Source organism: Catenulispora rubra, assembly GCF_015356825.1.
Classification (GTDB): Bacteria; Actinomycetota; Actinomycetes; order Streptomycetales; family Catenulisporaceae; genus Catenulispora; species Catenulispora rubra.
On the sequence record NZ_JAACYW010000068.1, the window covers coordinates 1 to 12,959 of the forward strand.

General features: G+C 69.8%; 11 protein-coding genes. 10 read left to right on the plus strand and 1 reads right to left on the minus strand.

The window, feature by feature from the left end:
* The coding region (locus GWK61_RS20495; protein ID WP_323747663.1) for an FAD-dependent monooxygenase at positions 1-1,383 on the minus strand (1,383 nt) is incomplete at its 3' end.
* A gap of 281 nt (positions 1,384-1,664) precedes the next feature.
* Here GWK61_RS20495 and GWK61_RS20500 point away from each other — a divergent pair.
* The 10 genes from GWK61_RS20500 to GWK61_RS20545 all read left to right on the plus strand — a co-directional run bounded on the left by GWK61_RS20500 (position 1,665) and on the right by GWK61_RS20545 (position 12,938).
* On the plus strand, positions 1,665-2,870 hold the full coding sequence (locus GWK61_RS20500; protein ID WP_194910401.1) for a cytochrome P450: 1,206 nt from the start codon (positions 1,665-1,667) through the stop codon (positions 2,868-2,870).
* A gap of 104 nt (positions 2,871-2,974) precedes the next feature.
* Positions 2,975-6,310, plus strand: coding sequence for a non-ribosomal peptide synthetase (locus GWK61_RS20505; RefSeq protein WP_194910403.1), 3,336 nt, complete (start codon positions 2,975-2,977; stop codon positions 6,308-6,310).
* Positions 6,311-6,412: 102 nt separating this feature from the next.
* A complete protein-coding gene (locus GWK61_RS20510; RefSeq protein ID WP_194910404.1) occupies positions 6,413-6,739 on the plus strand; it encodes a PadR family transcriptional regulator in 327 nt (108 codons plus the stop codon).
* A complete protein-coding gene (locus tag GWK61_RS20515; RefSeq protein WP_194910406.1) occupies positions 6,736-7,092 on the plus strand; it encodes a DUF1048 domain-containing protein in 357 nt (118 codons plus the stop codon). The genes GWK61_RS20510 and GWK61_RS20515 overlap by 4 nt, the downstream gene beginning before the upstream one ends.
* Before the next feature lies 1 nt (position 7,093).
* Entirely contained in the window at positions 7,094-7,399 is a 306-nt protein-coding gene (locus tag GWK61_RS20520) for a DUF1048 domain-containing protein (RefSeq protein ID WP_194910407.1), read from the plus strand.
* A gap of 245 nt (positions 7,400-7,644) precedes the next feature.
* Positions 7,645-8,538 carry an ABC transporter ATP-binding protein gene (locus tag GWK61_RS20525; protein ID WP_194910410.1) on the plus strand — a complete coding sequence of 298 codons (894 nt, stop codon included), beginning with the start codon at positions 7,645-7,647 and terminating at the stop codon, positions 8,536-8,538.
* Entirely contained in the window at positions 8,535-9,299 is a 765-nt protein-coding gene (locus tag GWK61_RS20530; RefSeq protein ID WP_369125597.1) for an ABC transporter permease, read from the plus strand. The genes GWK61_RS20525 and GWK61_RS20530 overlap by 4 nt, the downstream gene beginning before the upstream one ends.
* Before the next feature lie 294 nt (positions 9,300-9,593).
* The gene (locus GWK61_RS20535) at positions 9,594-9,812 is read left to right on the plus strand and encodes an MbtH family protein (RefSeq protein ID WP_194910414.1); all 219 of its coding nucleotides are present in this window, start codon (positions 9,594-9,596) and stop codon (positions 9,810-9,812) included.
* Between the two features lie 87 nt (positions 9,813-9,899).
* A complete protein-coding gene (locus GWK61_RS20540) occupies positions 9,900-11,741 on the plus strand; it encodes a non-ribosomal peptide synthetase (RefSeq protein ID WP_194910415.1) in 1,842 nt (613 codons plus the stop codon).
* A gap of 9 nt (positions 11,742-11,750) precedes the next feature.
* Positions 11,751-12,938 (plus strand): NAD(P)/FAD-dependent oxidoreductase, encoded by a 1,188-nt coding sequence (locus GWK61_RS20545; protein WP_194910416.1) that lies wholly within the window; start codon positions 11,751-11,753, stop codon positions 12,936-12,938.
* Positions 12,939-12,959: the final 21 nt, after the last annotated feature.

The following is a 12,959-nucleotide window of genomic DNA, read 5'->3' on the forward strand; positions in this document are numbered from 1 at the left end:
GAGCAGCACCGGGCGCGCGGCGTGCAAGAGTTCGTACACGCGGCTGCCCCCGCTGCCCCCATCCACCGTCTTCAGCCCAGCATCAGGAACGCGCCGCCCCGCCAACGGATGATCGCCCGCACCCGCGTACCGGATACCCAACGCCGTCAGCATGCCCCGCAGATGCCGATTCACATCATCGAACACGATCAGCGAAGCGAACACCTCGCGCAGCGCCTCAGTCTGCGGATCCGGGCGGCTCAGGGCAGCCTGCGCGCGCGTGTTGTGCAGGACGCGCTCGGCGACCGGGTGCCGCTCGGCGTGGTACGTGTCCAGCAGCCCCTCCGGCGCCCGGCCGTTGAGCACCAGCCCGAGCTTCCAGCCGAGGTTCACCGCGTCCTGGACGCCCATGTTCAGCCCCTGGCCGCCGGCCGGGAAGTGGATGTGCGCGGCGTCGCCGGCGAGCAGGATCCGCCCCTTGCGGTACTCGGCGGCCTGGCGCGCGGTGTCGTTGAAGCGGGACACCCAGCGCGGGTTGCGCATGCCGTGGTCGGTGCCGATGAGCTTGATCAGCGACGCCCGCAGCTGCTCGAACGTCACGGGCCCCTCGGGGTCGGTGACGTGGTCGTACTCCGACGTGATCACCCGGTGCCATCCCGGCTCGAAGTTGATCGCCGACCAGTGGCCGCCCTCGCCGCGCCCGCCCCAGACGTAGTCCTCGGTCAGCTCGGGCAGCTCGACGTCGCCGATCAGCGAGGTCATCGTCGCCGCGGTGCCGGGGAAGTCGATGCCCGCCAGCTTGCGGACCACGCTGCGGCCGCCGTCGCAGCCCACGAGATAGCGTGCACGCAGCTGCGGCCCCTGCCCCGCGTTCAGCTCGACAGTCACGCCGTCCGCGTCCTGCCGCACGCCGGTCACCTCCGACGACCACCGCACCCGCAGCCCCAGCTCCGCAGCCCACTCCTCAAGCAGCCGCTCGATGACCGGCTGCAGGATGGTCAGCGGGTAGGGGTGCCGGGACTCCGCCTCGTCGAACTCCAGGTACAGCCCGGAGAAGTGCCCCACCGGCTCCAGCCGTCCGGCCGCGAGGAAGCGGTCCAGGATCCCGCGCTGGTCCAACACCTCCAGCGTGCGGGAGTGGATGCCGCCGGCCCGTGACTGGCCGGTCCGTTCGGCCAACCGCTCGACCACCGTCACGTCGGCCCCCGCCAGCCGCAGCTCGCAGGCGAGCATCAGGCCCGTCGGCCCGGCGCCCGCGATCACCACGTCCGTGTCCACCACATCGCCGTCCATGACATCGCCGTCCACCACATCGCCGTCCACCACATCGCCGTCCACCACATCGCCGTCCATGACATCCGCGTCCATGCCGTCGGCGTCCGCGTCCATGCCGGTGTCTCGCACGTAGCTCCCTCATGTCGGCCCGGGCCGTGTCCCGGCCGTGTCCCGTCGGCGGGACGCTCGGCCGTCCCGCGCCCGCCTTTCGGCGCCATTCATTGGAATTGCCGGCCGGTATTAGAGTCAAGCCCGCGCCCGCAATGTCTATACCGATTCGGCAAGGCCTTCCCGGCCTGCGCCGGGCGTTTTTATTGACAGCGGTCTTAATGGCAATCACGCTGGTTGCGGCGAAGCTCCACGCCCGTCAAAGCCCGTCATATATGCATGCCGTGAAATGAGGATGGTCCATGGGTGAAGCCCTTCACGCCGTCGAGACGATGATGCTGGAGCGCAGGCCCGGCTGCCCCTTCGACCCGCCGGCGGAGCTGCTCGAAGCCCGCGGCCACGGCCCGGTCAGCAGCTTCACCTTCCCCGGCGACGTCCCCGCCTACGTGATCACCGGCTACGACGAGGTCCGCGCGGTCCTGGTCGACCCGCGCTTCAGCGCCCGCAAGGAGCTGATGCTCGACCTGTCCATGGACATCACCGGCTGGGACCCGCCGCCGGCGACGCCCGGCGAGATGGTCTTCATGGACGAGCCCCTGCACGGACGCTATCGCAAGCCCCTGACGAGCAGGCTGACCCCGCGCCGGATCCGGCAGCTCACCGAGCGCGTCGAGCAGATCACCGCCGAGTGCCTGGACGCCATGGAGGCGGCCGGACCGCCGGCCGAGCTGGTGAGCGCGTTCGCCAAGCCCATCCCCACCATCATGATCTGCGAGCTGCTGGGGGTCCCGTACGAGGAGCGCGAGTACTTCCAGGAACAGGTCGACCAGTTCCTCGGCGGCGAGGCCAGCACCGAGGAGCAGATGACGGCCTTCGCCGCGGCCCACAAGTACTTCGCGGAGCTGGTCCTCGCCAAGCGCGCACACCCCACCGACGACATCCTCAGCGACCTGACCGAGACCGACCTCACCAACGAGGACCTGAAGGGCATCAGCTTCTTCACGATGTCGGCCGGGTTCGACACCACCGCGAACACCCTGGCGCTGAGTGCCTTCGCGCTGCTGCAGAACCCGGAGCAACTGGCCGTGCTGCGCGACGAACCGGAGTTCGCCGAGGGCGCCGTGGACGAGCTGCTGCGCTACACGACCGTCGCCAAGACGTTCATGCGCAGGGCGATGGAGGACGTGGAAGTGGGCGGCGTGCTCATCAAAGCCGGCACCGTCGTCGTCCTGTCCTACAACACCGCCAACCGCGACCCCGAGCGCTTCCCCGATCCCCAAAAGCTCGACCTGCGCCGCAAGGCCGTCAGCCACCTGGCCTTCGGACACGGCAGCCACAAGTGCGTGGGCCAGCAGCTGGCCCGCATGGAGCTGCGCATCGCGCTGACCGGCCTGTTCAACCGCTTCCCCACACTGCGCCTGGCCGTGCCGGTCGAGGAGATCGGCCTGCGCCCGGACACCGCGGCGGTCTACGGGATGACGAGCCTCCCGGTCACCTGGGACGCCTGAGGGCTGCGCGCGATCCATCGCAGTTCTTTCCTGGGCTTGAACTCATGAACTCTCAACTCATGAACTCTGAACTCATGAACTCTTGATACCGAGGGGTTGATCCGGTGCGTTCGTTCGAGGCGTCGTCTGCGCATAAGGGATTGTGGTTGGCGCAGAAACTCTCCGCCGACGCGTTGAACCACGCGCTGACCATGTGGGATGTCGAAGGTGACTTGGACCCGACGGTCATGGAGTCCGCCTTCCGGCAGGTGCTGAACGAGGCCGAAGTACTGCGCGTCACCTTCGCCGACGACGGCAGCGGGCTGCGCATGGTCCCCCGGGAGTTGGGGGATTGGCAGCCCTTCTTCCTGGACGTCGCCGACGCCGCCGATCCCCAGCAGGCGGCCCGCGACGCGCTGGCCGAGATGATCAGACAGCCCTTCGACCTGGAGCGCGATCTGCTGTTCCGGCTCGGCGTGGTCAAGCTCGCCCCGGCCCGCTCCCTGGTCGTCATCGCCTACCACCACCTGATATCCGACGGCTTCGGCGCGGCCGGCCTGCTGTCGCACCGCCTCGCCGAGGTGTACACGGCGCTGGCACGCGGATCCGCGGTACCCGAGCCGCAGCATGCGTGGGACGCCGGCTCGTTCGCGGCCATCGCCACCGAGTACCACGCCTCGCGCAGGTTCACCGACGACAAGACCTTCTGGCGCGACTATCTGAAGGCCGCTCCCGCACCCGCGCGGGTTCCGCGCATCGCGCTGTCCGAGGCCGAGCAGACCGCGCTCAGCGTCCCGATCGACGACGCCGACCGCTGGTCTGAGCTGGCCGGCGCGATCGGCGTGGTGAGCCGGACGCTCACGGTGCCGCGCGCCGAGGCCGACGCGTGGCGCGAGGCCGCGAAGTCGATGGGGGTGTGGCTGTCCTCGATGGTGACCGCGGCCGCGGCCGTGTACTTCCGGCAGCGCTGCGATCTTCCGGAGTTCCTGCTGTCCCTGGCCGTGGGCAACCGATCCGGCGCCGCCGGCCGGACGCCGGGCCTGGCGGTGAACGTGGTGCCGGTCCGCGTCGAGGTCCCGCTGAGCGCGACCTTCGCCGAGGTCGCCGAAGCCGTCGGCGACCAGACCTTCGACATCTTCGACCACACGGCGTGCCACTACTCGGAGATCCAGCAGGCCGCCGGCACCGCCCCGGCCGACCGCGCCAGCTTCGGCGCCGTCATGAACATCATCGAGTTCGCCGACCGCCTGGACTTCGCGGGCTGCCCGGCGCGTGCTTTCGGGGGGATCAACGGGGTCTTCAACGAGCTGTCGTTCAGCGTCGGGACCGACGGGAGCCCCGACAGCGACCTGTACTTCCGGCTCGACGCGCCCGAGGGCCTGTACTCGCGCGCTGAGCTGAGGGTCATCGGGACCGAGCTGATCGCGGTCATCAGGGCCCTGACCAAGGCTGATCCGGGGCTGCCGGTCGGTGCGCTGGACGTCCTCGACGGCGCCGAGCGGGACCGGGTGCTGACGGCCCCGAACGACACCGCCGTGCCGCTGCCGGAGCTGACCGTCCCCGAGCTGTTCGCGCTCCAGGCGCAGCGAACCCCCGAGACCGACGCGCTGGTCTCCTGGGCCTCGGCGGTCTCCTACCGGGAGCTGGACGCGCGCTCCACCCGCCTGGCCGGCGCGCTGCGGAGCCGGGGCGTCGGACCCGAGACGCTGGTGGCGGTGGCGCTGCCGCGCTCGGTGGATCTGGCCGTCGCGTTGCTGGGGGTGCTGAAGGCGGGCGGCGCCTATCTGCCGATCGACCCGGAGCGGCCGGTCGAGGCGGTCAAGCCGGTGGTCGGTGACTGCCCGGTGCACGCGCTGCTGACCGACGCCGCGACCGCGGACGGGCTCGCTCCCGAGCTGGGAGTCCCGGCGATCGTGCTCGGCCAGGTGCTGTCGCAGGACTCTGATGCCACCGGCGACGGTGACGGTGTCGGCGACGACGGTCCACAGGCCTCGGCTTCGCAGCACCCGGACAACCTGATGGCCGTGCTCTACGGCCGCGGATCGCCCGGCGGGACCGCCGCCGTCGCGATGACGCACCGGAACATGCAGCGGCTGGTCCTGGACCGCCGCTGGCAGGAGGGCGGCGAAGCCGCGGTGCTGTGGCACTCGCCGCACACCTTCGACGCGCTCGCCCTCGAACTGTGGACCCCACTGCTGACCGGCGGCCGCGTGGTCGTGGCCCCGCCCGGCGCGCTGGACCCCGACGACCTGGCGGAGGATCGGACGCCGGACGACGTCAGCTCGCTGTGGCTGTCCGCCGGACAGTTCTGCGCGATCGCGGCGGACCGTCCCGAACGGCTGGTCGGGGTGCGCGAGGTGTGGACCGGTGCGGACCGCGTGCCCGCGGCCGCGGTGCGACGCGTGCGGACGGCCTGCCCCGACCTGACGATCGTCACCGGCCACGGTCCGACCGAGGCGGCCGTGCTCGCCGCGTCCTACCGCGTGGCGGCGGACGCAGCGGTGCCTACAGGCATGATCGGCGGTCCTGTGGACAACACCGCCGTCTACGTGCTGGGCCCCGGGCTGGCACCGGTCCCGGTCGGCGTGACCGGAGAGCTGTACGTGGCCGGGCCCGGCGTGGCGCGCGGCTATCCCGGACGGTCCGCGCACACCGCGGAGCGCTTCGTCCCCTGTCCGTTCGGCACGCCCGGTGCCCGGATGTACCGGACCGGAGACCGGGTCCGGTGGGTCGCCGACGGAGAAGGCCCCGCCCGGCTGGAGTACGTGGGCCGAGCCGGTGCGCGGGTGGAAGTGCGCGGACACGCGGTCGAGGTGGCAGAGGTCGAAGAAACGCTGGCCGAGCATGCCGGGCTCGCGCACGCGCTGGTGGCCGGCGTGCGGGACCCCTCCGGCCGGCAGTGCCTGGCGGCCTACGTGGTCCCGGCGGCCGGCAAGGCCGGCGCGGCCGGCGCGAGCACCGGCGAAGGCGCGCGCGGTGGTGAGGGCGAGGGCGCGCGCCGCGATGCGGACCACACCGGTCCGTCGAGCGAGGAACTGCGCCGCTTCGCCGCCGAGCGGCTGCCCGAGTACCTGGTGCCGTCGGTCTTCGTCGTGTTGGACGCCCTGCCGCTGACCGCCGGCGGCCGGGTGGACCGGGCGTCGCTGCCGGAGCCCGAGTTCGGCGGCCCGGGGTACCGGGCGCCGCGCAACGACACCGAGCGGATCCTGGCCGAGGTGTTCGCCGAGGCGCTGGACGTGGAGCGGGTGGGCATCGACGAGGACTTCTTCGACCTCGGCGGCAACTCGCTGCGGGCGATCCGGCTGGTCGGCCTCGTCCGCTCGGAGCTGAACCAGGAGCTGTCGATCCGCACGCTGTTCGCGGTCCGGACCATCACCGGCCTGTCGGAGATGTGGACCAGCCTCGCGCAGTCCAGCCGGCCTGCTCTGCGCCGGCGGACGAAGGACGGCGAAGTCCTCTAGAGCCTGGTCGGCGGCGGGTTGTTGTCCGCTTCCCCCGCCCACTACTCCGTGATACTGTGTAGTGGTACTCAGCACTACTAAGTACTGGGAGGAGGGCTCGCGATGGACGATCTGACAGAGATGCTGAAGGGCACGCTCGAGGGCTGTGTTCTCCAGATCATCGGTAACGAGGAGACGTACGGCTACGCCATCACCCGTCGGCTGAACGATCTCGGCTTCCCCGATGTCGTCGAGGGCACGACCTACACGATCCTGGTCCGGCTGGAGAAGAACGGGCTGGTCGAGGTGACCAAGCGGCCGTCGGCACAGGGCCCGCCGCGGAAGTTCTTCGCGCTCAACGACGCCGGGCGCGCGGAGCTGGCGAGGTTCTGGGCGAAATGGGAGTACCTCTCGTCGCGCATCAACACACTGAAGGAGGGCAGCCGATGAAGTTCTGGGAGAACGTCACAGGCGGTGACCTGTCCAGGGAATGGAAGGGCTTCGAGGCCCGCGCCAAGGCGCTGCCGGCCGACTACCGGGCCGGATACGAACGGATCGTGGAGGTCCTGCTGCCCCGCGGGGATTTCTCCGGGCGCAGCCTGATGCCGGTCCTCGACGGCGTCCTGGGCCTGCTGGAGGAGTCGGCGGCCGAAGGGCTGGGCATCGCGGAGGTGCTCGGCGACGACGTCGAGGGCTTCGCCGTGGCCCTGGTCGGCGGCGAACGGGCCCGGTCCTATCGCGACAAGTGGCGCGAGCAGTTGAACCAGGACGTCGCCAAGAAGCTGAGCCGGCTGGGAGGCTGACATGGGCATCCAGGACATTCTTGAGGGCAAGAAGCAGTGGCGGGCCCACGTCGCGCGGGTGAACGCGCTGCCGCCGGACTACCGCATCGTCTACAAGGAGATGCAGAAGTACCTCTTCAAGGTGGGGCCGGTCGACCTGGAGGACGGGAACCTGCTCTCCGGGATCGTCGACTTCTTCGAAGAGGGGGTCGCGGCCGGCAAGGGAGTCCTCGAACTCACCGGCCCGGACGTCGCCGCCTTCACCGACAACCTGATCAAGGACTCGCAGACCCACGCCGACGTCTACCGCGAGTCCCAGGGCGGCTAGTAACGGCGGCTGGTAACGCCCTAACGCCCGCCGAGACGACCGTCTGCGCGCTGCTCGCTGGAATCGAGCAGCGCGGCCTCGGCGTGCATCAAAGAGGTTCTGCGGGGCTTGGAGCTCCCTGCCAGAACAGGTCGAACGCTCCGGCGAGGAGGGGGCCACGACATGGCCACAGAACGTGGACACAACCAACGCTACCTGATGACCAGCACCGGCGAAACCACTGCGAGTGTAGAGGGGGCCACCAGATGACCGCGCAACTAGTTCTGCCGATCCGTGTACAGGGTCTGGAGAAGTCGTACAAGAATCTCAAAGTCCTGCGCGGTGTGGACTTCGAGGTGCAGCCGGGCAGCATCTTCGCCCTGCTGGGCTCGAACGGCGCCGGCAAGACCACGCTCGTGAAGATCCTGGCCACGCTGCTGCGGGCCGACTCCGGCTCGGCCAGCGTCAACGGCTTCGACGTCGCGACGCAGGCCAAGAACGTGCGGGAGTCGATCAGCCTCACCGGCCAGTTCACCGCGGTCGACGACATCCTCACCGGCCGGGAGAACCTGGTCATGGTGGCCAAGCTGCGGCACGTGCCGAACCCGCAGGAGATCGCCGACCAGATGCTGGACCGGTTCGGGCTGACCGAGGCCGGTGCCCGCCGCGCGGCGACCTACTCCGGCGGGATGCGCCGCCGGCTGGACGTGGCCATGAGCCTGATCGGGAGCCCGTCGGTGGTCTTCCTGGACGAGCCGACGACCGGACTGGACCCCGAGGGGCGCCAGGAGGTGTGGGAGACGGTCAAGGAGCTCGCCCGGCGCGGGACGACCGTGCTGCTCACCACGCAGTACCTGGACGAGGCCGAGGAGCTCGCCGACCGGATCGCGATCCTGCACGAGGGCCGGATCATCGTGAACGGGACGCTGGGCGAGCTGCAGGAGCTGCTCGGGCCGCCGAAGGTCGAGTACGTCGAGGTGAAGCCGACGCTGGAGGACGTCTACTTCGCCGTCGTCGGCAGGGTCGGCGGAGCCGGCAAGACGGTTCCGGGCCAGAACGCCGACCCGGCGGGTGCCGGCCTGACGAGCGCCGATCTGGCGAGCGCCGATCTGAGGAGTGCCGACGTGACGGGCGCCGACCTGACGAGCAAGGAGCAGTGATGAGCCGTTTCCTGAGTGACAGTTCGGTCATGATGGGCCGCTCCCTGCGGCACATCCTGCGCAGCCCGGACACCATCGTCACCACCGCCGTCACCCCGATCGCGATGATGCTGATGTTCCTGTACGTACTCGGCGGCGCGGTCGACCCCGGCGGCCGGGCGGCGTACGTGAAGTACATCCTGCCCGGCATCCTGCTCATCACCATCGCGTCGGGCATCGCGTACACCAACCTCCGGCTGTTCACTGACCGGCGCAGCGGCATCTTCGAGCGCTTCCACTCCATGCCGATCGCGCGCTCCAGCGTGCTGTGGGCCCACGTGCTCACCGCGCTGATCGCCAACGCGATCTCCCTGGTGATCGTGGTGCTGGTGGCCCTGGCCGTGGGGTTCCGGTCGAGCGCGGGGGTGGTGTCCTGGGTGGGTATCGCCGCCCTGCTGTGCCTGTTCACCGTGGCGCTGACCTGGATCGCGGTGCTGGCCGCGCTGGCGGCGAAGACGGCCGAGGGCGCGGGCGCGTTCGCCTATCCGCTGATCTTCCTGCCGTTCCTGAGCTCGGCGATGGTGCCCACCAGGACCATGCCGGGGCCGCTGCAGGCCTTCGCCAACAACCAGCCGGTGACGCCGGTGGTGAACTCGATCCGGGCGCTGGTGGACAACCAGGCGGTCGGCAGCCAGGCCTGGCTCGCTGCGGCGTGGCTCGGCGGGGTGCTGGTGGTGTTCTACGCGCTGGCGATGATGACCTATCGGCGGCAGATCGCCTGAGAAGGCGGCGTTCGAGCGCTGATGCGGCGCCGGGTCCTTGACGGACCCGGCGCCGTTTTGCTTTTCGGCGCTGTTTCGCCGGAAGTCCGGGGGCGCCCCTTTTCCCTTGCGGTCGTACCGGGGGCCGATCTAGCGTTTCCGGCAGTGACGTCGGCGTTTCCTGAAATGCGGAAGCCGGGTGTCCCGTCGACAAGACAAGGCTGATCACGCACTTGTCCGGCCACGGCGCCCTTTCTCCGAGTCACTTCGCATTTTCATTTCCAGATCGCTCTGTGTCTGTTAAGGACGGTGGCAGTGAGCACGAACCCCTTCGACGACGAGAACGGCAGCTTCTACGTCGTGGTCAATGACGAGGACCAGCACTCCCTGTGGCCGGTGTTCGCCGAGGTGCCCGCCGGGTGGCGGGTGGCGTTCGGTGCGGCGGGGCGGGCCGAGTGCCTGGCCCACGTCGAGGAGAACTGGACCGACCTGCGTCCCAAGAGCCTGCGGGAGGCCATGGCGGCGGCGGACTGAACCGCGCCGGACGCGCCCCTCCTTCGCCCATCGCGCCGAGGTGACCCGCTTGTCGCCGACCGGAGCCAGACGTATCGGAGTTGTTTGATGATCCTCCGGGGAAAGCGGGTCGACCTGCCCCCGACGCCCGTCGTGCACAAGCGGTTCGAGGCGCAGGCCCGGCAGAGCCCGGACGCCGTCGCGGTCCGGTGTGCCGGGGAGCAGGTGACCTACGCGGAGCTGGACGCCGCGGCGAATCGGTTCGCGCACCTGCTCATCGCGCGCGGCCACGGCCGCGGCGCCAAGGTCGGCATCTGCCTGGACTACTCGGTCGACCTGCTGATCGCGATCCTCGGCACGCTCAAGGCCGGGGCCGCCTACGTGCCGTTCGACCCGGCCTATCCGGCGGCCAGGCTGGCGCTGCTCCAGCAGCAGACCCCTGATCTGGCGCTGATCGTGGCGTCGCCGGCGACGGCCGGGCTCCTGGGCTCGGCGGCGGTCGAGGTGCTCGCCCCGGACCGGCTCGGCGAGCGCCTGCGGGACCAGCCGGCGACCGATCCGGACGTGCCGGTGCTCGGGGACGACCTGTGCTACGCGGTCTTCACGTCCGGCTCGACCGGCACGCCGAAGCTCACCGGGGTGCGGCACAAGGGTTGGTTCAACCTGCTCAACTGGCTCCAGCTCGAGTACGGCCTGGACTCCCGGTCGGGCAACCTGGTGGTCAGCGCCTTCGGGTTCGACCTGTCCCAGCGCGCCCTGATGACGCCGCTGTTCTGCGGCGCCACCCAGCACCTGATGCCCAGCCGGCACTTCGACGCCGCTCTGGCCTACCGCCTGCTCGGCGAGCAGGCGATCCGCACCGTGCACTGCGCCTCCAGCACCTTGTATCTGCTGGTGGACTGGGAGACCGCGCGGGGCGGGGAGGTGCTGAGCAAGCTGGACTACGTGTTGTTCGGCGGGGAGCCGCTGCACGTCGAGCGCATCGCACCGTGGGCCAGGCGCGGGGGCAACATCTGCACGCTGCTGCACCAGTACGGCGTCGCCGAGTGCACGGACGTCGCCACGTCCTACGACCTCGCCGGGTTCCGGCCGACCGGACACGAGAACGCCCCGGTCGGCCGGCCCGCCTACAACACCGAGATCCACATCCTCGACGAGCAGGCCGAGGGCGTCGGGGCGGGGGAGTACGGCGAGATCTGCATCTCCGGAACCAGCGTCGGCGCGGGCTACCTCAACGGCGCCGGACCCGAGTCAAAGCGCTTCACCACGGTCCTGGTCGACGGCGAACCGCGCCGCCTTTACCACACCGGCGACCTCGGCTGCGTCACCGCCGCCGGCGACCTCGTGGTCGCCGGACGGATGGACGCACAGGTCAAGGTGCGCGGCATGCGCATCGATCCGACCGACGTCGAGCGCGCGCTGGTCCGGTTGGACGGGATCGGACAGGCCTCCGTGGTCCCGGTGCCCGACGACACCGGCGAGAACGAGCTGGTCGCGTTCGTGGTGTCGGAGAACGGCCGCCTGGATCCGAGCCGGCTGCGCGCCGATCTCCTGGAGGCCCTGCCGCGCTCGATGGTGCCGGCCACATTTCTGGAAATCCCACGGATTCCCTTGAGCCCGCACGGGAAAGTGGACCGCGCCGCGCTGATCGCGGATTTCCGCGACCAGCGCGCCGATACGGAAGTCCGACCATTGATGGCGCCGGGCACGACTGCGATGATTGCCGACGAAGTCCAGGCCATTTGGTGCCGAGAGCTCGACCGCGACGACATATCGACCGACGACGACTTCTTCGTCCTCGGCGGCCAGTCGGTGATCATGGCGAAAATCCAAAGGGCCCTCATCGAGGAACTCGGCGTCGAAGTCCCGATGGACCAGATGTTCCTCAATCCGACGGTGTCTGCGATATCCGCGTACATCGAATCCCAGCGTGCGGTAACTCAACAGTAAGCGAGGGCCATGTACGACGTAGTTGTCATAGGCGCCCGTTGCGCGGGTTCGCCGACGGCGATGCTGTTCGCCCGCCGGGGCTACCGTGTCCTGCTCCTGGAGAAGGCGCGCTTCCCGCAGGACACGCTGTCATCGCACTACATCCACCAGCCGGGCGTGGCGCTGCTCGACAGCTGGGGGCTGCTCGACGACCTGCGCGAAGCCGGGTGCCGGCCGATCGACCACCAGAGCTACGAGGCGCCCGGCGTCCGGATCGAGGGCTTCTCCCTGCCGGTCGACGGCCACCGGACCACGTACGCGCCCCGGCGGTTCGTGCTGGATCCGATCTTGGCCTCCGGCGCCGTCGCCGCCGGGGTGGACTTCCAGGAAGGCTGCCTGGTCAATGACCTGATCCAGGAGGACGGCCGGGTCGTCGGGGTGCGGTACACCACCCCCGGCGGCTCGACCACCACCGAGCAGGCGCACCTGGTGGTCGGCGCGGACGGCATGCGGTCGCTGGTGGCGCGCAAGGTCGGCGCGCGGAACGTCATCGAGCATCCGCGCCTGACCTGCACGTACTACAGCTACTGGGCCGACCTGCCGAGCCACTTCGAGCTCTATGAGCGCCCCGGCCGCTGGGTCGGCGTCATCCCCACCAACGACGACCTCACGCTGGTCATGGCCTACTTCCCGCAGGACGAGTTCGCCAGGGTCCGCATCGCCGTGGAACCCGCCTTCGAGGAGGCGATCCGCAGTACGTCCCCGGAGCTGTACGAGCGGCTGGCGGCGGGCAAGCGGGCCGAGCAGATGTACGGCACGGGCCACCAGGAGAACTTCTTCCGCAAAGCCACCGGACCCGGGTGGGCGCTGGTCGGCGACGCGGCGCACCACAAGGACTCGATCACCGCCCGCGGCATATCCGACGCCTTCCGCCAGGCCCAGTCGCTCACCGAGCGCATCGGGGACCGGCTGCACGACGAGGCCGAACTCGCCACCGCGCTGCGGAACTACGAGTACGACCTGGACAAGGACTTCCTCGACGCCTATCGGGGTGCGCTCAACGTGGCCGAGCTCAAACCCGACCAGAAGACCGGGATGCTCAGCAAACTGGTCGGCCACCAAGACCTGATCGACCGCTACCTGTCGACGTTGTCTGGCGCCTGCTCGCTCGACGACTTCTACAACGACGACCTCCTGGCGGTACTCGACCAGAGCTGAGTGGTGCATCGCGCCCGGCTC